This is a genomic window from Bradyrhizobium sp. USDA 4541 (assembly GCF_024171085.1).
Classification (GTDB): Bacteria; Pseudomonadota; Alphaproteobacteria; order Rhizobiales; family Xanthobacteraceae; genus Bradyrhizobium; species Bradyrhizobium australafricanum.
In genome coordinates this window covers 7002161-7021079 of sequence record NZ_JALJZF010000001.1, presented here as the reverse complement: position 1 = coordinate 7021079, position 18919 = coordinate 7002161, and the positions used below count along the sequence as shown (strand labels likewise).

Annotated in this window: 21 protein-coding genes and 1 pseudogene; 21 read left to right on the top strand and 1 reads right to left on the bottom strand. The window is 62.1% G+C overall.

Going from position 1 to position 18919, the window contains the following annotated elements:
* Nucleotides 1-23 precede the first annotated feature (23 nt).
* From J2R80_RS34030 to J2R80_RS33935, 20 genes and pseudogenes are all read left to right on the top strand, one after another.
* Nucleotides 24-350 carry a hypothetical protein gene (locus J2R80_RS34030; protein WP_253640116.1) on the top strand — a complete coding sequence of 109 codons (327 nt, stop codon included), beginning with the start codon at nucleotides 24-26 and terminating at the stop codon, nucleotides 348-350.
* A gap of 54 nt (nucleotides 351-404) precedes the next feature.
* A complete protein-coding gene (locus J2R80_RS34025) occupies nucleotides 405-890 on the top strand; it encodes a hypothetical protein (protein WP_141340162.1) in 486 nt (161 codons plus the stop codon).
* A 217-nt stretch (nucleotides 891-1107) separates the two neighbouring features.
* Nucleotides 1108-1863 carry a helix-turn-helix domain-containing protein gene (locus tag J2R80_RS34020; protein WP_246786829.1) on the top strand — a complete coding sequence of 252 codons (756 nt, stop codon included), beginning with the start codon at nucleotides 1108-1110 and terminating at the stop codon, nucleotides 1861-1863.
* A gap of 169 nt (nucleotides 1864-2032) precedes the next feature.
* Nucleotides 2033-3247 carry an acyl-CoA dehydrogenase family protein gene (locus J2R80_RS34015; protein WP_253640115.1) on the top strand — a complete coding sequence of 405 codons (1215 nt, stop codon included), beginning with the start codon at nucleotides 2033-2035 and terminating at the stop codon, nucleotides 3245-3247.
* Nucleotides 3247-4146, top strand: coding sequence for an enoyl-CoA hydratase-related protein (locus J2R80_RS34010; protein WP_253640114.1), 900 nt, complete (start codon nucleotides 3247-3249; stop codon nucleotides 4144-4146). The genes J2R80_RS34015 and J2R80_RS34010 overlap by 1 nt, the downstream gene beginning before the upstream one ends.
* Nucleotides 4147-4173: 27 nt before the next feature.
* Entirely contained in the window at nucleotides 4174-5415 is a 1242-nt protein-coding gene (locus J2R80_RS34005; protein WP_141340160.1) for a CaiB/BaiF CoA-transferase family protein, read from the top strand.
* Nucleotides 5416-5445: 30 nt separating this feature from the next.
* Nucleotides 5446-6228 (top strand): enoyl-CoA hydratase, encoded by a 783-nt coding sequence (locus J2R80_RS34000; RefSeq protein WP_141340159.1) that lies wholly within the window; start codon nucleotides 5446-5448, stop codon nucleotides 6226-6228.
* Between the two features lie 53 nt (nucleotides 6229-6281).
* Nucleotides 6282-7205 carry a 3-hydroxyacyl-CoA dehydrogenase gene (locus tag J2R80_RS33995; protein ID WP_141340158.1) on the top strand — a complete coding sequence of 308 codons (924 nt, stop codon included), beginning with the start codon at nucleotides 6282-6284 and terminating at the stop codon, nucleotides 7203-7205.
* A gap of 21 nt (nucleotides 7206-7226) precedes the next feature.
* Nucleotides 7227-8249 (top strand): 3-hydroxyacyl-CoA dehydrogenase NAD-binding domain-containing protein, encoded by a 1023-nt coding sequence (locus J2R80_RS33990; RefSeq protein ID WP_253640113.1) that lies wholly within the window; start codon nucleotides 7227-7229, stop codon nucleotides 8247-8249.
* A 45-nt stretch (nucleotides 8250-8294) separates the two neighbouring features.
* Nucleotides 8295-9326, top strand: coding sequence for a heme o synthase (locus J2R80_RS33985; RefSeq protein ID WP_253640112.1), 1032 nt, complete (start codon nucleotides 8295-8297; stop codon nucleotides 9324-9326).
* Between the two features lies 1 nt (nucleotide 9327).
* A complete protein-coding gene (gene cyoA, locus J2R80_RS33980) occupies nucleotides 9328-10203 on the top strand; it encodes a ubiquinol oxidase subunit II (protein WP_253640111.1) in 876 nt (291 codons plus the stop codon).
* 2 nt (nucleotides 10204-10205) lie between these two features.
* On the top strand, nucleotides 10206-12188 hold the full coding sequence (cyoB, locus tag J2R80_RS33975) for a cytochrome o ubiquinol oxidase subunit I (protein WP_253641050.1): 1983 nt from the start codon (nucleotides 10206-10208) through the stop codon (nucleotides 12186-12188).
* Entirely contained in the window at nucleotides 12185-12817 is a 633-nt protein-coding gene (locus tag J2R80_RS33970; RefSeq protein ID WP_141340156.1) for a cytochrome (ubi)quinol oxidase subunit III, read from the top strand. Before cyoB ends, J2R80_RS33970 begins: the two co-directional genes overlap by 4 nt.
* Nucleotides 12814-13209 (top strand): cytochrome o ubiquinol oxidase subunit IV, encoded by a 396-nt coding sequence (cyoD, locus tag J2R80_RS33965; RefSeq protein WP_253640110.1) that lies wholly within the window; start codon nucleotides 12814-12816, stop codon nucleotides 13207-13209. Before J2R80_RS33970 ends, cyoD begins: the two co-directional genes overlap by 4 nt.
* A 5-nt stretch (nucleotides 13210-13214) precedes the next feature.
* A complete protein-coding gene (locus J2R80_RS33960; protein ID WP_141340154.1) occupies nucleotides 13215-13670 on the top strand; it encodes a hypothetical protein in 456 nt (151 codons plus the stop codon).
* 592 nt (nucleotides 13671-14262) lie between these two features.
* On the top strand, nucleotides 14263-14490 hold the full coding sequence (locus J2R80_RS33955) for a hypothetical protein (protein WP_141340153.1): 228 nt from the start codon (nucleotides 14263-14265) through the stop codon (nucleotides 14488-14490).
* A complete protein-coding gene (locus tag J2R80_RS33950; protein ID WP_253640109.1) occupies nucleotides 14487-14720 on the top strand; it encodes a DUF6894 family protein in 234 nt (77 codons plus the stop codon). Before J2R80_RS33955 ends, J2R80_RS33950 begins: the two co-directional genes overlap by 4 nt.
* Before the next feature lie 378 nt (nucleotides 14721-15098).
* Nucleotides 15099-16328 (top strand): 5-aminolevulinate synthase, encoded by a 1230-nt coding sequence (hemA, locus tag J2R80_RS33945; RefSeq protein ID WP_253640108.1) that lies wholly within the window; start codon nucleotides 15099-15101, stop codon nucleotides 16326-16328.
* A 102-nt stretch (nucleotides 16329-16430) separates the two neighbouring features.
* Nucleotides 16431-16790 (top strand): hypothetical protein, encoded by a 360-nt coding sequence (locus J2R80_RS33940; protein WP_253640107.1) that lies wholly within the window; start codon nucleotides 16431-16433, stop codon nucleotides 16788-16790.
* 40 nt (nucleotides 16791-16830) lie between these two features.
* Nucleotides 16831-16950: pseudogene (locus tag J2R80_RS33935) on the top strand (nitronate monooxygenase); the annotation flags it as partial.
* Between the two features lie 175 nt (nucleotides 16951-17125).
* On the opposite strand, the gene J2R80_RS33930 reads toward J2R80_RS33935, so the two are convergent.
* Nucleotides 17126-18031, bottom strand: a complete 906-nt coding sequence (locus tag J2R80_RS33930) for a LysR family transcriptional regulator (RefSeq protein ID WP_229193104.1) — start codon at nucleotides 18029-18031, stop codon at nucleotides 17126-17128.
* 122 nt (nucleotides 18032-18153) lie between these two features.
* On the opposite strand from J2R80_RS33930, the gene J2R80_RS33925 reads away from it, so the two are divergent.
* Nucleotides 18154-18756 carry a glutathione S-transferase gene (locus J2R80_RS33925; protein WP_141340148.1) on the top strand — a complete coding sequence of 201 codons (603 nt, stop codon included), beginning with the start codon at nucleotides 18154-18156 and terminating at the stop codon, nucleotides 18754-18756.
* The last annotated feature ends 163 nt before the right edge of the window (nucleotides 18757-18919 follow it).

Genomic DNA, 18919 nt, shown 5'->3' with positions numbered 1-18919 from the left:
CGGAACTGATAGGAGAAATCGCAATGTCACTCCGCAGCATGCTTTTCGCCGCCGCATTCGGTATCGCCGCTCTGGCGCCTGCATATGCAGACGATCTGCGCCCAATGGAGGGCAAGAGCATCGATCTCGGCGAGATATCCGGGATCGCTTACTACACGGTCGAGCGCGATGGTTTCCGTGTGGTGGCCACTCTAGCGCAGGGCGAGGCAGGAAAGCCGATCCGTCTCGTATCAGTTCTTGCGCCTGGTCAACGCGTGATCCTCTCTACACCGCAGCAACCATACGCGATCGAGATCAGCCGGAAGGGCGATCGCGTACTAGTTCGCAGCGCGATCACGGCCTCGAACTGAACTTCGACTTGAGGGGGTAAGGTCGGTAAGCGAAACGTAACAAGGAGACCGCGCATGTCCACCATCCATCTTCACCGAACGACCACGGTGACGCCAGAGCAGTACATCGCCGGCCTGACTGATTTCGGGCCTGGTCGCACGACGCTGTTTGGCAACAGCGCCGATGCGTGTCTCAAGGTGCATCACCGGAGCAGCTCGCATGCCGACGTCACGGAAGGCTCGGGCGGCATCTGGGAACGGCTGCACTACGACTGGTCCGATCCCAACCGCGTCGTCCTTACGATGATCGACTCCAATGTGTGGGGTGGCACATCGGGCCACACCTACACCTTCACACGTCATTCCAACGGGAAGACCGACATTGACGTAGTCGTCATACGCGAAGGCAAGAACCTGATGGGGCGGCTCCTCGGCTTTGTCCTCCGGACTATCGGCAAGCGCGTTCCGGAAAAGGCGTTCGAAAATTCCGTCAAGGCCATCAAGGTCCGGAACGAGAAGTTCAAACGGCTGCGCACAGGCATTTCCGAGCTCGCTGCTTGAGCAACTCTGCGGGAGCGGCGTCATGGAGGTACTACAAGAGCAACGGGCGGCTGCAGTCTGGACTGAGTCGTGGCCGTACTTCGACTTTTGGGGAAAGCACGGCCCCGTCAATCTAGCTTCAAGTTCGATGAACCGGGGCTGGTCGGGCCTGTCGGCTCAGCTGTGCAGCGTCGGCAGGGCGGTGTTTCCATGGAGAACCCCGCAATCCGAGATCAGAATGTGCGTCGATGTCCGCGGCAATAAATCATTCATTGCTCGGCGGGCCCCGGGCATCGAAAGCCGGATCGCCGTAAGGCGGGGCACGGTGTGGCTCTCGCCTCCCGGCTTGCAGGAAGGTTCGCTTGATATCGCCGAAGATATGAGCGGCGTGTTGCATATCTATCTTCCCCTCAGCCACTTCTCTCCGGGCAATCTCGCTATCAATATAGATGCGTCGGCAATCGGCGGGCTAAGCTACGAAAGTGCTCTCGAAGATCCGTTGCTGGCCGAAATCGGACGCGCGGTCGCATCGGAGCTGGTGGCTGAAACGGCCGCCGGAAGCTTGCTCATTGAAGGCCTCGCATCGAGTCTGGCGGCGAGGTTGGTGCAAAGGTACATCAGGAAATCGACTGGCCAGTCCATCTTCCCCGCCGCGAGGGGAGCGCTCGATCGACGCCGGCTCCAGCGAGTGCTGGATTACATTGAAACCAATCTGGAAGGCGATCTCACCCTCGATCGCATAGCCTCGATTGCCTGCCTGAGCAGGTACCATTTTGCGCGGGCGTTTAGGCAGGCCATGGGATTATCCCCGCATCGTCACGTTAGTGTCCGGCGCCTGGAGCGCGCGAAGGCGTTGCTGACCGGGGGCGACAGGCCGCTGGCGGACATTGCGCTGGCGCTCAGCTTTTCCGACCAGGCCAGTTTCACCCGCGCATTCAAGCAAGCAACAGGTCAGGCGCCGGGTAAATATCGCCAGAAGCTGGGCGCGCAGTAGCGGCGGGCGGGCGCATGCGCGCATTTGCACTGCAGCGCTTTTCGCCAGCAACAAAAGACAAAACGACAGCACATGATGCAAAGCCGTTGGCCAACGGCTTCCGTACCTTCGATGCCATGAGCAAAGAGGCCAGCGCCGGAGCCGCGGCCGGACAACGCAGGAGATCAACATGGCCACCGCTACCGCACTGAGGCCTTCGAAGCAGCTTCCGCCGCCAAATAGCGACTTTTTTCAATTCGCTGACCTGCTGGGCGACGAGGAGCGGGCGATCGTCAAGAAAGTGCGCACCTACATGGAGACGAAGGTCCAGCCCATCATCAACAAGCACTGGGCCGCGGACACGTTCCCGTTTGAGCTGCTGCCGTCGTACAAGGAGCTCAACATCGCCGGCATCGGCATCAATGGCTACGGCTGCCCGGGCGGAAGCCCGCTGCTGGTTGCACTGGTCGCGCTGGAGATCGCGCGAACCGACGTTTCGTTCTGTACCTTCCACGGTGTTCACACCGGTCTCGCGATGGAATCCATCTACCTTGCGGGCACCGAGGAGCAGAAGCAGAAATGGTTGCCGCCGATGGCGCGCATGGAAAAAGTCGGCTGCTTCGCGCTGACCGAGCCGCTGGTGGGCTCTGGCGCCGGTGCTGGACTCCTCACCACGGCAAAACGCGACGGCGACACCTGGATCCTCAACGGCCAGAAGCGCTGGATCGGCAACGCGCCGTGGTGCGACATCTCGATCGTCTGGGCGCGCGACGTCGCCGACAACCAGGTCAAGGGTTTCATCGTCGAGAACAAGACGACGCCGGGTTTCAGCGTCGAGAAAATCGAGAACAAGATCGCACTGAAAGTTGTGCAGAACGGCCAGATCACGATGACCGACTGCCGCGTGCCTGACTCCAACCGTCTGCAGGGAGGCAAGGGAACGTTTCGCGATCCTGCGCTGGTGCTGCGCGGTACCCGGCATGGCGTTGGCTGGGAAATCACCGGCGCCCAGATGGGCGCTTACGAACATGCCCTCAAGTACGCCCAGGAGCGCCTGCAGTTCGGTAAGCCGATCGCATCGTTCCAGCTGATTCAGGAGCTGCTGGCGAAAATGCTGGGCAACATCGTAGCCTGCCAATCCATGCTGGCGCGCGCGGTGCAGCTGGAAGCGGCGGGCAAGCTGACGGATGCGCAGGCAGCGATCGTCAAGGCGTTCTGCACCAGCAAGGCGCGGGAAACGGTCGCCTGGGCCCGCGAGGTGCTGGGCGGCAACGGGATCGTGGTCGACTACAACGTGGCGCGCTTCTTTGCCGACACTGAAGCGATCTACTCCTACGAAGGCACTTACCAGATGCAAAACCTGATCGTCGGCAAGGCGATCACCGGGTTCAGCGCTTTCGTGTGATGTCGCAGACCGGGCCGGCGCTCTGGCGCCGGCCTGTCCCTCAGGCAGGAGCAATCGATATGTCGACAACAACAATTACACCGCCTCCGGCGGTTGCCGCCATCGCTACAAGAGCGCTGACGCTCACGAATGTCCTCTACACGAAGCAAGGCGCGATCGCCTACGTAACGGTCAACCGGCCCAAGGTGCTCAACGCCCTGAACGTACCGACGTGGCAGGAGCTGCAGGCCGCTTTCGCGGATGCGCAGAATGATCCTGCTGTGCGCGGCGTCATCCTGACGGGCGCGGGCGACAAGGCCTTCATCGCCGGCGCCGACATCGGTGGCCTGGCGCAGGCGAGTGCGATCGACGCTGAACGGTCGAGCCGCTTCGGCCAGCAGGTCCTCGATCTGATCGAAAATCTCGGCAAGCCGGTGATCGCAGCGATCAATGGATTTGCGCTCGGCGGCGGCTGCGAGACCGCGATGGCATGTACGATCCGCATCGCGGTGGAGCATGCAAGGTTCGGCCAGCCCGAGGTGAAGCTCGGATTGCTTCCCGGAGGTGGCGGCACGCAGCGGCTGCCGCGCCTGGTTGGGAAGGGTCGTGCCCTCCAGCTCATCTTGTCGGGCGGACTGATCGGCGCTCAGGAGGCCCGCCGCATCGGGCTCGTCAACGAGGTCGTCCCAGCTGCAGACCTGATCGCACGCGCAGAGGCAATCCTGAACGAGATCGTCGCCAACGCGCCGATCGCCGTCACGTACGCCCTCGATGCCGTGAACAAGGGAATGCAGACAAGCCAGAACGAAGGCTTGGCCCTTGAAGCATCCTACTTCGGGCTCTGCGCCGGTACCGAAGACAAGAGGGAAGGGACCTCAGCCTTCCTCGAAAAGCGCGCACCGCATTTTGCGGGACGTTGATCACAATCATTTTCAGGAGAAACGCAAATGGCAAACGAAAACATTTTCTCGGGCTTGAAGGTCGTGGACTTCTCGAGCTTCGTCGCCGCACCGGGCGCGGCTGTGATCCTCTCCGACTTCGGCGCCGACGTCGTCAAGGTCGAGCCGCCGCACGGCGATCCCTGGCGCAATGGGCACAAGGTAGCGTTTCAGCCGAATTCCCACGATCCCTATCAGTGGCATCTCTCCAACCGCAACAAGCGGAGCATCGCACTCGACCTCAAGTCACAGAGCGCGCAGCAGGTCATCTTCGAGCTCGCCAACTGGGCGGATGTGTTCATCGTCAACACGCCGCACCACGCGCGCAAGAAGCTGAAGCTCGAATATGACGACGTCGCGGGATGGAATCCACGCCTGATCTACGCCGACCTGACGGGCTTCGGCGAGCACGGGCCGGATGCCGAGCTGCCCGGCTTCGACATCACTTCGTACTGGGCGCGCAGCGGTCTATTGTCGATGACGCGCGATGCCGGCGCGCCGCCCACCTGGCCGGTGGGAGGCAGCGGCGACAACGCCACGGCCGTCGGTCTTTATGCGGCGATCGTGACCGCCCTGTACCGGCGCGAGCGCACCGGCAAGGGCTCGTATGTCACGACATCTCTGCTGGCCCAGGGCGTGTGGTCCGCGAGTGTTTCCATTCAGGCAGCTCTCGCCGGCGCCAAGTTTCCGCCGATGCACGACCGCACGCATCCTGCCAATGCGGCGGCGAACGTCTATCGTTCCGCCGACGGCACCTGGTTCGTTCTGATCGTGACGCCCGACAAGTTCGCTGCTGTGGCGAACGCCATCGGCCGCCCGGACCTGCTGATCGACCCGCATTTCTCCGATCCCAAGCAGCTCGTCGCCAACATGTCGAAGCTCACCGAAGTCTTCGACGAGGTCTTCGGCGCCGAGCCCATGGCACATTGGCATTCGGTGTTTGCCGACGTCAACGTCACCTTCGGTGAAGTGCGCGCACCGCAAGAGGTCGTCAACGATCCGCAACTGACGGCAAACGATATCGTCGTTCCGCTCAACGGCGCCGGCGGCAAGCTGACCTCCACGATCTCCAGTCCGATCCAGATCCACGGCGTGGACAAGGCTCCAGCGCAGCGTGCACCGGACCTCGGTGAGCATACCGAGCAGATTCTCGCCGAACTCGGGTTCGACCCCAGGAGCATCGACAGCCTGCGCGAAAGCGGCGCTATTGCGAAACCGGCGCCATCCCGCAAGCAGGAAAGCGCGACTTGATGGCTTCGCCAGCATGAAAGGCAACAGATCATGAGCGACATCATTACCGAGCGTTCCGACGGCATCTTGCGGGTCGAGTTCAATCGCCCCGAGCGGAAGAATGCGATGACGAACGGCATGTATCTGCAGCTGGCGCAGATCCTCAACGAGGCGGCCGAAGACGACGACGTCCGTGTCGTGCGCTGGCACGGCGCCGGTGATACCTTCTGCGCCGGCAACGACGTCAAGGATTTTCTCAAGACTCCGGCGCCCGGCGAGAGCCCGCAGTCCCGCTTGATGGATGCGTTCATCAAGTTCGAAAAGCCGATCGTCGTAGCCGTGCAGGGCGCGGCTGTCGGAGGCGGCACCACGATGCTGACGCACTGCGATTTCGTCTTCGCAGGCGAAAGTGCGAAATTCAAGCTGCCGTTCATCGACCTCGCGCTCGTGCCCGAGTTCGGATCGAGCTTCACGATTCCGGCCCGCATCGGGCACCTGCGGGCGGCAGAATTGTTCCTGTTGGGCGAGACTTTCGGCGCCGCGCGTGCTGCGGAGCTGGGCCTTGTGACCCGCGTGGTCCCCGACGCTCGGTTGTTCGTCACAGCGACGGAAACGGCTGGAAAGCTCGCGGCAAAGCCGGCCGGTGCATTGCGCGCCGCCAAGCGGCTGCTCAAGCGAGGCTTCGTCGACCAGGTCAAGGCGGCCATCCAAGTGGAAAGCCGAGAATTTGGCGAGCGGCTGCACTCCGCCGAGGCCCGAGAAGCATTCGCGGCATTCCTCGAGAAGCGTCCGTCCAACTTCACCCGCTCGACAGCTCCGGCAGCGGCCAAGTAGGCCCACGCGACGCCATGCATCGTTGAGACAGCCCTGACACGAAAGGACAGAACATGACCGTACTGCAGGCCACACGAGCAAAGGCGCCATCGGGCGCGACCCATTCCGACCGATTGTTTCTCCTCGACCTGAGCGGAGGGCGTGTCCTTTCCATGGATCCAGACGGGACGAACCGCAAGGTCGTTGCCACCGACTGCCCCTATCCTGACGGCATCGCCGTCGACGCCGCTGCCGGTCACGTCTACTGGACCAACATGGGTGTTCCCAGCCGTAACGACGGCTCGATCGAGCGCGCTGACTTCGATGGCAGCAACCGGATGTTCATCATCCTCCCGGGCGGCACGTTCACGCCGAAACAGCTCCATCTCGATAAGGCGAACCGCAAGCTCTACTGGTCCGACCGGGAGGGGATGCGTGTCATGCGCGCCAACCTCGACGGATCGCAGATCGAGACCTTGATCCAGACCGGAGACGGCGAAGACGACCGGCGCGACCAGACGCGCTGGTGCGTTGGCATTGCCGTCGATCCCGAACGGCAACAAATCTACTGGACGCAGAAGGGCGGCGACAACGCCGAAGTCGGGCGCATCCTGCGTGCCGGAATCGACATGCCGCAAGGTGAAACGCCAGCTAACCGCAGCGATGTCGAGGTCCTGCTCGACGGCCTGCCCGAGCCGATCGATCTCGAGATCGATCCTGACCGGCGTCTTCTCTACTGGACCGACCGCGGCAATCCTCCACGCGGTAACACCGTGAATCGCGCGCCGATCGACGCAAAGCCCGGGCATAACGCGCCGCAGATCGTGGTGTCGAACCTGATGGAAGGCATTGGCCTCGCCTTGGATGTCCCGGGTAACAGGCTGTTCGCAACAGACCTCGCCGGCTCCCTTTACGTCGCCAACCTCGACGGTACCAACAAGCGCACGGTTCTCGCGGCTCAAGGCAATCTCACCGGCGTCGCCTACGTCGCTCTCTAGAAAACGCATCGGAGCACTGACATGACCATCACTACCAAACCCATTCGCTGCATCGCTATCATCGGAACCGGCGTGATCGGCGCGAGCTGGGCCGCGCAGTACCTCGCCAAGGGGCTTGAAGTCGTCGCAACGGACATCGCGCCCGATGCGGAGACCGCGCTGCGGAAGTTCGTGAAGTCGGCCTGGCCGGCGCTCGAACGGCTCGGCCTGTCGCCCGGCGCGTCGCTGTCGAACCTGAAGTTCACCGCCGGCCTTGCCGAAGCTGTTGTCGGCGTCGACCTCGTCCAGGAGAACGGGCCCGAGCGGCTGGACTTCAAGCAGAGGCTGTACAAGCAGCTAGACGAGCTGCTGCCGCCTGACGTGATAATCGCGTCGAGCTCGTCCGGGATCAAGATGAGTGACATTCAGTCGGGCGCAGCGTTGCATCCGGAGCGTTGCGTCATTGGTCACCCCTTCAATCCGCCGCACTTGATCCCGCTGGTTGAGGTGGTTGGCGGGAGCAAGACCTCGGAACAGACGGTGCAGCGCGCGATCGCCTTCTATAAGTCGATCGGCAAGAAAGCCGTGCGGCTCAACAAGGAAATGCCGGGCCATGTCGCCAACCGCCTGCAGGGCGCGCTGGCTCGGGAAGTCTATTACCTCATTGCCGAGGATGTGCTGAGCGCTGCTGACGTCGACGACGCTCTGTCCTGGGGGCCGGGTCTGCGCTGGGGCATCATGGGCAACATGATGCTCAATCACCTCGGCGGCGGCCCCGGCGGAATCGAGCATTTCCTGCACCAGTTTGCCGGCCCGATGAGCGCGTCGTGGAAGACACTCGGTTCGCCCGTGCTCACGCCCGAGGTGCAGAAGAAGCTGATCGACGGCGTTCATGCCGAGGTCGGATCGCGCAGCATCGCGGAGCTCGAGGCCGAAAGAGACGAGATTTTGCTCGGTCTGCTGGAACTGCGCACCAAGCGTGCGGGGACGAGCGCCGATTCGAGCGATGGGCCCGTCAGCATCCTCAAGGCATCGCCCGACCTGTTTGGTGCGTCGCCGTGTTGACCGCGTCAGGCGCAACCAGGAAATGTTCTCCCTGAGGAATCCACCATGAACAGCATCGCGATGTCAGTATCGCGCCTTCGGTTGACCTCACGGTCCGGCTGGGCCGAGCGACCGCGCCACTTCATCAGTTTGGCGAAGCCGCGCGTGATGGCGCTCTCGCTGTTCACTGCCTTCGTCGGCTTGATGATCGCGCCGATACGCCTTGAACCACTTGCCGGGGTCATCACGATTCTGGCCATTGCAGCCGGCGCTGGAGCCGCCGGCGCATTGAACATGTGGTACGACGCCGACATCGACGTGGTCATGGCGCGCACCGCGACGCGACCAATTCCACGCGGCAAGGTCTCGAAGGCCGAGGCGCTTGTCTTCGGGACCGCCCTTGGCGTCATTGCAGTCGCGACCCTCACTTTGGTGGCGAATCTCGTGGCGGGCGCGCTGCTCGCCGGCACCATCCTCTTCTATGTCGTCGTGTACACGGCGTGGCTGAAGCGAGCGACACCACAGAATATCGTCATCGGGGGTGCGGCCGGCGCGCTTCCACCGGTGATTGGATGGGGCGCGGCGACCGGGCAGATCGGGCTCGAGCCGCTGGTTCTTTTCCTCATCATCTTTCTCTGGACGCCGCCGCATTTCTGGGCGCTGGCGCTGAATCGCACCGATGATTATGCGCGTGCCGCCGTTCCCATGCTGCCGGTCGCTGCAGGACGAGCGGCAACGACGCGGCAGATCCTTGTCTACAGCGGTCTCCTTGTTCTCGCTTCCGAGTTGCCTTGGGTGCTCGCGTTTGCAGGCGCGATCTATGGCGGCATCGTCGCCATCTGTGGCGTGCTTTTCCTCTTGCTTGCACTCCAGCTGAACCGGAGCGCCGCGGGCGATCGTCGCGCGGCTCACAGGCTGTTCGTCTACTCCATCGCATATCTGACCGTGCTGTTTGCAACCTTTCTGGTCGATCACAACGGCGGTGCTTTCGCCTCGACGCGGTTGTCGCATGATGACTGGATTAGCGTGTCGCCATCAGCCGCTCGTCAGCTGCGCGCCGCCTGCAGTGCATGCGGCATCAAGGTTCGGGAGATCTGATATGCGATACGTTTCGCTTACCCTGGTCCTGCTGGCGGCCGCGACACTCGGTGGCTGCGACGGCGTGCTCGATCCCAAGGGTCCCATTGCGCTGGCCGAGCGGCAGATCCTGTTCAACGCGACCGGCATCATGCTGGCGATCGTGATCCCGGTAGCCATTGCGACGCTTGGCGTTGCCTTCCGGTTCCGGGTATCGAATGAGCGGGCGCGCTATCGGCCGGATTTCGTCTATTCCGGACGCATCGAGATGCTGGTCTGGTCGATCCCGCTGATGACCGTGCTGCTTGTCGGCACCGTGGCCTGGATCGGCGCGTACGATCTCGATCCGCCGAAGCCAATTGCTTCCACGACAAAGCCGCTGAAGATCCAGGTCGTCTCGCTCGACTGGAAATGGCTGTTCATCTACCCGGAGCAGGGCGTGGCGAGCGTCAATCATTTGACGATCCCGGTCGGCACGCCGGTCAGCTTCGAGCTGACGTCCTCGGGCGTTATGAACAGTTTCTTCGTGCCGCAGCTCGCCGGCCAGATCTACACCATGGCCGGAATGGTGACCCGGCTGAACCTCGTGGCCGACCATCCCGGCACATATCGCGGCATGTCAGCGAATTATAGCGGGGCGGGTTTTGCCGACATGGTTTTCAAGGTCGATGCGCTTGCGTCCCAAGACTTTGCCCAATGGGCGACTGCAACGCGCAGCGCCGGGCCGGTGCTCGACACACAGAGTTATAGCGACCTGGTCAGGCCGAGCAGGGCGGTTGCGCCCTTCACCTACCGGTCAGTCGCGGGCGGCCTGTTTGCCGGCATCATGGATGCCGCAATGCAACCGACTGCCGGTCTCTGCGTGCCTTATCCCAAATCCATGAGGGCAGAACGATGAACCTGCTGGGCAAACTCGATTGGAGCGCCATTCCGTTCCATGAACCCATCATCATGGGCACGGTGGCGAGCGTCGGCGCCATCGTCGTTGCGGCTCTCGCATGGGTCACCATCAATGGATACTGGCCGTATCTCTGGCGCGAATGGATCACCTCGGTCGATCACAAGCGCATCGGGGTCATGTACATCGTCCTTGCGCTGCTCATGCTGGTGCGCGGCTTTGCGGACGGCATCATGATGCGTACCCAGCAGGCCGTCGCGGCCGGCGGTGCGCAGGGCTATCTGCCACCTGAGCATTTCGACCAGATTTTCTCGGCGCATGGCACCATCATGATTTTCTTCGTAGCCATGCCGTTGGTGATCGGCCTGATGAATTTTGCCGTGCCGCTGCAGCTCGGCGTCCGCGACGTCGCGTTTCCCACGATGAATTCCGCAAGCTTCTGGCTCACCGCAACGGGAGTCCTGCTGATCAATGTCTCGCTCTTGGTCGGCGAATTCGCCAAGACCGGCTGGGTTGCCTATCCGCCGCTCAGCGAGCTGCAGTTCTCGCCGGGTGTCGGCGTCGACTATTACCTGTGGTCCCTGCAGATCTCCGGCATCGGGACCCTGTTGAGCGGAGTCAATTTCGTCACCACGATCCTGAAGATGCGCGCGCCCGGCATGAGCTATATGCGCATGCCGGTGTTCTGCTGGACCGCGCTCGCCTCGAATCTGCTGATCGTGGCCGCATTTCCGGTGCTCACCGCGCTGTTCGCAATGCTGCTGCTCGATCGTTACCTCGGCTTTCACTTCTTTACGCTGGATGCCGGCGGCAACGCGATGATGTACGTGAACCTGTTCTGGGTCTGGGGTCACCCCGAAGTCTACATTCTCGTGCTGCCGGCATTCGGCATCTATTCGGAGGTGAGCGCGACATTCTCCGAAAAGACGCTGTTCGGCTACCGGTCGATGGTCGGCGCGACGCTGGCGATCTGCGTGCTGTCTTACACCGTGTGGCTGCATCATTTCTTCACAATGGGCGCAAGTGCTGGTGTCAACGCCTTCTTCGGCATCACCAGCATGATCATCGGAGTGCCGACCGGCGTCAAAGTCTTCAACTGGTTGTTCACGATGTACGGCGGTCGCGTCCGCTTCACGGTGCCGGTACTCTGGATGATCGGCTTTATGGTGGCGTTTGTGTTCGGCGGCCTCACCGGAGTTTTGCTGGCGTTGCCGGCTGTCGACTGGCAGGTGCACAACTCCGTCTTCCTGGTCGCCCATTTTCACCACGTCATCATCCCGGGCGTGCTGTTCGGCGCGATTGCCGGTTACAATTACTGGTTTCCCAAGGCATTTGGCTTCAAGCTGGATGAACGCTGGGGCAAAGCCGCGTTCTGGTGCTGGTTTATCGGGTTCCACCTTGCTTTCATGCCGCTCTATGTGACCGGGCTGATGGGCATGACCCGCCGTCTGCAGCACTATGATGTGCTGGCCTGGCAGCCCTGGCTGCTGGTCGCGGAGGCAGGTGCTGTCATCGTCATGGCCGGAATCATCTGTCAGGTCGTGCAGCTCGTGGTGTCCATTCGCGACCGCGAGCAGCTCCGCGACACCACCGGCGATCCCTGGAACGGACGCACCCTGGAATGGTCCATCGCATCGCCGCCGCCGGCCTGGAATTTTGCGGTGCTGCCTCGTGCGGATGAGATCGATGCCTTCTGGGCAAAGAAGCAGCGTGTGCTCGCGGAGCAGGATTTGTCCGGGCGGCAGCGCAGGTACGAGCCGATCGAAATGCCCAAGAACAGTCCGGCCGGTTTCGTGACCGCGTTCTTCGCAGTGATTATCGGCTTCGCCCTGATCTGGCACATCTGGTGGATGGCAGGCGTCGGGCTTCTCGGCGCGACCATAACGTGGCTCGCCTTCATGTTCCGCACGGAGGACGAAGTCGAGATCCCAGCGGAACAGCTTGCCCGGTTCGATCGGACACATCCGGTGGAGGTATCGCTATGAACATCCTGGTTGAGGCAGACGCCGTACAAAAGGCCGAACTCCTTGATGTCGCCGAGGCGGGTCCCGCGTCCAAGCGAATCATCGCCGGCTTCGGGTTCTGGATCTTCCTGCTGAGCGACATCGTGATGTTCTCGGCGCTGTTTGCGAGCTATGCCGTGCTCGCAAAGGCGACTGCGGGTGGTCCGACCGGTGCCCAGTTGTTCGATCTGCGCAATGCCGCGATGGAGACTGCGTTTCTCCTGTTCTCCAGCTACAGCTGCGGACTGATGTCGCTCGCCATCAATTCGCGCCATCATCTCGGTACCTTCTTCGGTGCCGTGGTAACGTTCCTCCTGGGTGCGGCCTTTCTCAATCTCGAGCTCAGTGAATTCCAGAACATGATGGCGGTGGGGGCGTCCCCGCAACGCAGCGCGTTTCTTTCCGCCTTTTTCACGCTGGTCGGATGTCACGGCTTGCACGTAGCGGTCGGACTGGGCTGGTTGGTCCTCATGATGGTTCAACTGTCGCAGCGAGGCTTCCAGCAGGTCGTGGTGCGCCGCTTGCACTGCTTCTCCCTGTTCTGGCACGCACTCGACATCATCTGGGTCCTGATCTTTACAATTGTCTACCTGATGGGAGTCCTGCCATGACCGACACACGTTGGGATGTTGCACCGGGAGATCGGCCGGCGATTCCGGCCTCGGAGCGAAGCGCGTCTTCCGGCTTGCTCGTCAACACGATCGGCCTGCTGCTGGCGGCGATCCTGACAGCCACATCGTTCTGGGTGGCCAACACGTCGGCAATCTGGGCTCCTGGCGTGCCGGCCGGACTCGCGGTCCTTGCCATCGCCCAGATGGGCGTGCACCTAGTGTTCTTTCTTCACATTACGACGGGGCCGGACAGCACCCACAATATCCTGGCGCTCGCGTTTGGCGTGCTCATCGTAATCCTCGTCATCGCGGGCTCCCTCGTGATTATGGCCAATCTGAATGAGAACATGATGGCGCATGGCGAGATGATGAATTTGCAAATGCAGCGCTAAAACACATGGACGCTTCCATCATTTCTGCGCTCGCCGCCCTTATCGGCGCGACCATTGGCGGCCTGAGCAGCGGAATCGCCAATTGGCTCAACCACCGAAGCCAGGTCCGCGCGCAATGGTTGCTTCATGAGAAAAACCGGCGGCAGATCCTCTACAGGGATTTCATCGAGGAAGCCTCGAGATGTCACATCGATGCGCTTCAGCATCACGAGGTAAGTGCCGGTACCCCCGGCCTGGTTGCGCTGTATGCGAAGCTCAACAGGATGCGAGTGCTGTCCTCCAGGCCGGTCGTGCGAAGTGCCGAGCACATCGCCAAGACGATCATGGATACCTATTTGGAGCCGGACAAGAGTTTCGGCGAACTGCGTGACATGGCCAAACGCGGATCCATTGACCTGCTGCGCGAATTCAGCGAGGCCTGCCGCGAGGAATTCGACGAGATGCGCGACCGGCAGCTTTGACCGCGGATGCCGGGCATCAGGGACCTTGGTACGAGCCCGCCGCGGTGTTCTAAGCAACCAGCGACAAATCGCAACATTCGAAGCAAAGCCTTCGACCATGCGCCTCACTAGTGCCGTTGCACGGGAACGAAAGGACTATCGATGCTGAAGCTGGTGACGTTGTGTTTGGTCCTCCAAACATTCCGTACGGCTATCAGAACCTTGGGCCTGGACGACTTGATTCACTGGACATCCATTGAGCCCTGAGTGGATTCAATTCGATCTGGCCCGAGCCTGGGTTCGATCGAGCGTTCTCCTGTCTGCTGACTCAAAAGTGAAGCCCGACGGAACCGAATAGGGCATCTCAGTGGCTCATCGGCATGTCGGCGTTACTCCGGTGAGGAGACGCGCCGGTCAGCCTGTCGACCCCGCCCGGCCAATGCGAGATCTGGCTGCGAAATTCACGGGCGGATCGGCCAGGTTCACCGGCAGCCATCGACAGCAACCTATGACAAAATCGCGACAACCAGAGCAAAGCCGCGCCCGGGAAAAATCTGCATAACGGAGCCAGGCCGCATCGATCCCGCTGATCGCTGGCCCGAAGGAGGGTACCATGACGTTGCAGATTTCACGAGGCAGGGAATATCTGAAAACCGCGCATGCCTTGCTCCACTCCGCCAGCACCATGACAGATCTGGCAGTTGCGCATCAGCTGAAGGCCCTGGCCGACTTGTACGAGCGGCGAGCGGCGCAAGCTTCGCATGTCGATGCGGCCAAGGCATTGGCCCGCGCGGCCACCCATGCTGAAAGCCAGGCGCGGTTTGAAGGAGACCGGACATGACCCAGGTATTTTTCCACCGCTCCACCACGAAGAAGGTTTTCCTCGATCACTCCGGGGCCGTGATGAACGATCTCGCTGAGGCGCGCGATCATGCGACCCGCCTCGTGCGATCCTTCACCAGCGAGCACAGCCTCGAGGACTGGCGTGACTGGGTCCTGCATGTCAGTGACGACCAGGGCGATGAGCTGTTCGTCGTCCCCTTCGCTTTCGTACTTGGCAAGCCGCATTGAGGTCAGCATGCGCGCAATTGGATCGCGGAAAGTGTCGCTTCGTCAGATGGTGAACGAACTCGCGTGCAGACTGAGCAAGCTTATGGCGAGGGCTCATGATTGGTATCGGCCCGAGCGTCATTACATGCGTGGCCCGGGCCCAAAATGGTTCTCCAAGCATGGAGCATCCGCATCTGTCACGATTAGCTGAAGGCAGCTTGGGCTCCCGGCGCGTGCCTCCCCCCGTGTCCCTCGCCGGGCATCCCCGCGGCCGGTCCTTTCCCCTCCCGAGGACCGGCCGCCCCTTTCAGCCTGATGGGCGACAGCGGACCGGATGGGCTCGGCTGCTCCTTGAGTAGGCGAAGTCCCAATCGTTGAGCAAAACCAGGCGAAGATTCCATGACCTATGATCATTTCTTTTCTGCGGCGCTAACTCGGCTGTACGCCGAACGACGCTACCGCGTGTTTGCCGATCTCGAGCGCATCGCCGGACGTTTTCCGCACGCAGTGTGGCATTCTCCGGATGGCCCACGGCCGGTCGTGATCTGGTGCTCGAACGACTATCTCGGCATGGGTCAGCATCCGAAGGTGATCGGCGCAATGATCGAAACCGCGGCCCGCATGGGCGCTGGCGCGGGCGGCACCCGTAACATTGCGGGCACCAATCATCCACTGGTCGAATTAGAGCGCGAGATCGCGGACCTGCACGGTAAAGAAGCCGCGCTGGTCTTCACCTCGGGGTACGTGTCGAACCTGGCAGGCATTGCGACCATCGCCAAGCTGCTGCCGAATTGCCTGATCCTCTCTGACGCCTGGAACCACAATTCGATGATCGAAGGCGTGCGGGGGGCTGGCGCGGAAAAGAAGATCTGGCGTCACAATGACGTCGATCACCTCGAAGAATTGCTGGCGGTGGAGGCACCCGAGCGGCCGAAGCTGATCATATTCGAAGCTATCTACTCGATGGACGGCGACATCGCGCCGGTGAGACGCATTTGCGACCTCGCGGAGCGCTACCACGCCATGACCTACATTGACGAGGTCCATTCGGCCGGCATGTACGGCCGCGGCGGCGCCGGCATCGCCGAGCGGGAAGCCGCGTTGCATCGCATCGACGTCGTCGAGGGTACCCTGGCCAAGGCTTTCGGCTGCCTGGGAGGCTACATCGCGGCGAGCGTCGATATCATCGATGCGGTGCGTTCTTGCGCGCCGGAATTCATTTTCACTACCGCGCTGCCGCCTGCGGTCTGCGCCGCCGCCACCGCGGCGATCCGGCACCTCAAGACGTCGCAATGGAAGCGCGACCGCCATCAGGAACGCGCGGCGCGGGTAAAATCCGTGCTCAATGCGACAGGTCTGCCGGTAATGCCCAGTGATACGCACATTGTGCCGGTGATGGTGGGTGATCCGGAGAAGTGCAAGGAAGCGAGCGATCTCCTGCTCGCCGAGCACGGCATTTATTTCCAGCCAATCAACTATCCCACCGTCCCGCGTGGCTCCGAGTGGCTCCGCATCACGCCGACTCCCTATCATGATGACAAGCTGATTGACGCGCTCGGTGAGGCGTTGGTCGATATATGGTGCCGGATCGGATTGCCGCGGCGACACCATGCGCTCGCGGCAGAGTGACCTGCAGTGCATTCCGCATCGGCCACGGGTTCGCCGAAATCAGTAAACTGCATTGAGGCAACATTTTCGAGGAAGCGAATGATGGAAACAGTGGAGCGCACAATGAGAAACCTCTTCACATCCGCGGTAGCCGCGGGTTGCCTGGTCGCCTTCGTATCAGTCGCACAGGCCCGCTCGGCGTATGACGGGTCATGGGACCTTCTCTTCGTGACGCAACGAGGCGCGTGCGACCCGACCTATGATTTCTCTGTCAACATCACTGACGGCGTCGTCACGCAACCCAACCTCGTGAAGTTCAAGGGCCGTGTTGCTCGCTCGGGCGCCGTCAGCGCCTCGGTGAGCGTCCCGGACAAATATGCGTCCGGGTCGGGCCGGCTCTCGGGCAATTCCGGTCGCGGGACATGGGGCGGCTATTCGGGACGTGCGCGTTGTTCGGGGTACTGGACCGCCCAGCGAAACTGACGCTCGAAATCGTCCAACGGGCGGAAAGCGGAGTTTCCAATTGAAGACAGCAATCACCGAATTGTTCGGTATCCGGTATCCGATCATCCAGGGCGGCATGCATTATGTCGGCTTTGCCGAACTCGCATCAGCGTTGTCGAATGCCGGCGGCCTTGCCATGACGGGCAAGTCCAGACCGTGCGGCGCCCCAGACAACGATTACCATGCTCAAGCAGGCATAGTGCCAGTTTGCGTTCGGAGGATCTCTCCGGCGGGCCCCTTCAATGGCGAAGTGTGGCCCGACGCGCTGATGGCACCTTCAATCAGTCGACCACTAATCGCCTAGGGTGCCCGGATCATTCCCGCTCAAGACCCGGAATGGTTGGCAGTGCGGCGGCGAGGTAGTCGACGAAAGCGCGGACCCGACGCGGCACGAAGCGGCCGGAAGGATAGATCGCATGCAGCTCCAGCGGAGCGTAAGCGTAGTCCTCCATGACCCGCACCAATGCGCCGTTCTCGAGCAGCGGCTGTACGAGCGGCACTTGGGCGCCGCCGACGCCAATGCCGGCGCGGATCGCCTCGACCAGCACGAACGTATTGTTGGCGAGGAAGCGCGATCGCACGCGCACCTCCAGCGGCCCGTCCGGGCCATTCAGCGACAGGACGTCCCCCGCCGCCGACCAGCTGAAGCGCACATGCGGGTGGCGCGCCAGATCTTCCGGCGTTTGCGGGCATCCCTCGACGGCGACGTACTCCGGAGAAGCTACCAAAATCCGCCGTAGCATCGCCAGACGCCGCGCCACCAGCCCGGGGGAAGCGAGCGTGCCGAGACGGATGGCCACGTCGACAGCCTCGCCGATGAGATCGGCGTATCGGTCGTCGGTGATCAGCTCGACCGCTAGCTTCGGGTGAAGCCGCTGGAAGCCGATCAAGATCGGCGCCACATGCGCCTGGCCGAACCCGACCGGCGCATGCACCCGCAGGATGCCGCTCAGCGTGCCCGCCGCCTCGGTCACCCCGTCCTCGACCTCGGTCACCGCCTCGAGGATTCGGCGGGCCTGGATGTGGTAGCGCTCACCGGCCTCGGTCAGCGCAAGGCGGCGGGTGCTGCGGTTCAGGAGGCGCACGCCCAGCCGCCGCTCCAGCGCTGCCACCTGCTGGCTGACCGCAGGCTGCGTCAGCCCCAGCTCTCGCGCTGCCGCCGACAGGCTGCCGAGCTCCGCCACCCGCACAAAGGTTGCCATCGTGATGAAACGGTCCATCGCCACCGATCTCAAAGGGCTGCTTATGGATGATAGTAGGCACAATCACCTACCGAATGCACCACGAATGAATGATCTCTCCGGGACTGGTCCTGATTGATTTCCTCAACCTGGAGACGACTATGAAAATGTTTTACAATCCGTTCTCGCCCTTCTCCCGCAAGGCCCGGATCGTCGCCATCGAGACCGGCCAGCAGGACCGGATCGAGCTGGTCCTCATTAACACCGAGGACCCGGCAAACGGTCTGTCGGCGTACAACCCGGTGCGCAAGATCCCGGTGCTGGAGGCCGATTTCGGCCCGCTCTACGACAGCCCTGTAATCTGCGAGTATCTCGACTCGCGGCATGACGGACCGAACCTGCTGCCCGCCGCGGGCGAGGCCCGCTGGCGCGCGATGCGCTGGCAAGCCCTGGCCGATGGACTGTTGGATGCCGCGCTCCTGATCCGCTACGAGCTGAACCTGCGCCAGGAGTCTGGACGCAGCGAAGCCTGGATCGAGCGCCAGACGACCAAGATCCGGAATGCGCTCGACCGTATGGAGGCGGATGCGGCGGAGCTCGAGGGGCCTGTAACCATCGGCACAATCAGCGCCGCTTGCGCCCTAGGCTATCTGGACTCGCGCTTCGCCGACTGGGACTGGCGCGAGACCCATCCCGGCCTGGCAGCTTGGCATGCGGGCTTCGCCAAGCGTCCTTCCTATATCGCGACGATCCCTCGGGCATGAGCGGTGCGCCGACGCCTGATCACCGCGTGACGGCGACTTCGGTTCGGGACGATCCACCGAACGCCCTTCGATGATCTGGGAGGATCCTCTCGAGTTTCGTCGCATCGCGGCAAATTTCGAAAGGCCTGGTTCAGAAGATAGCAACGTCCAACCCTCGGGAGGG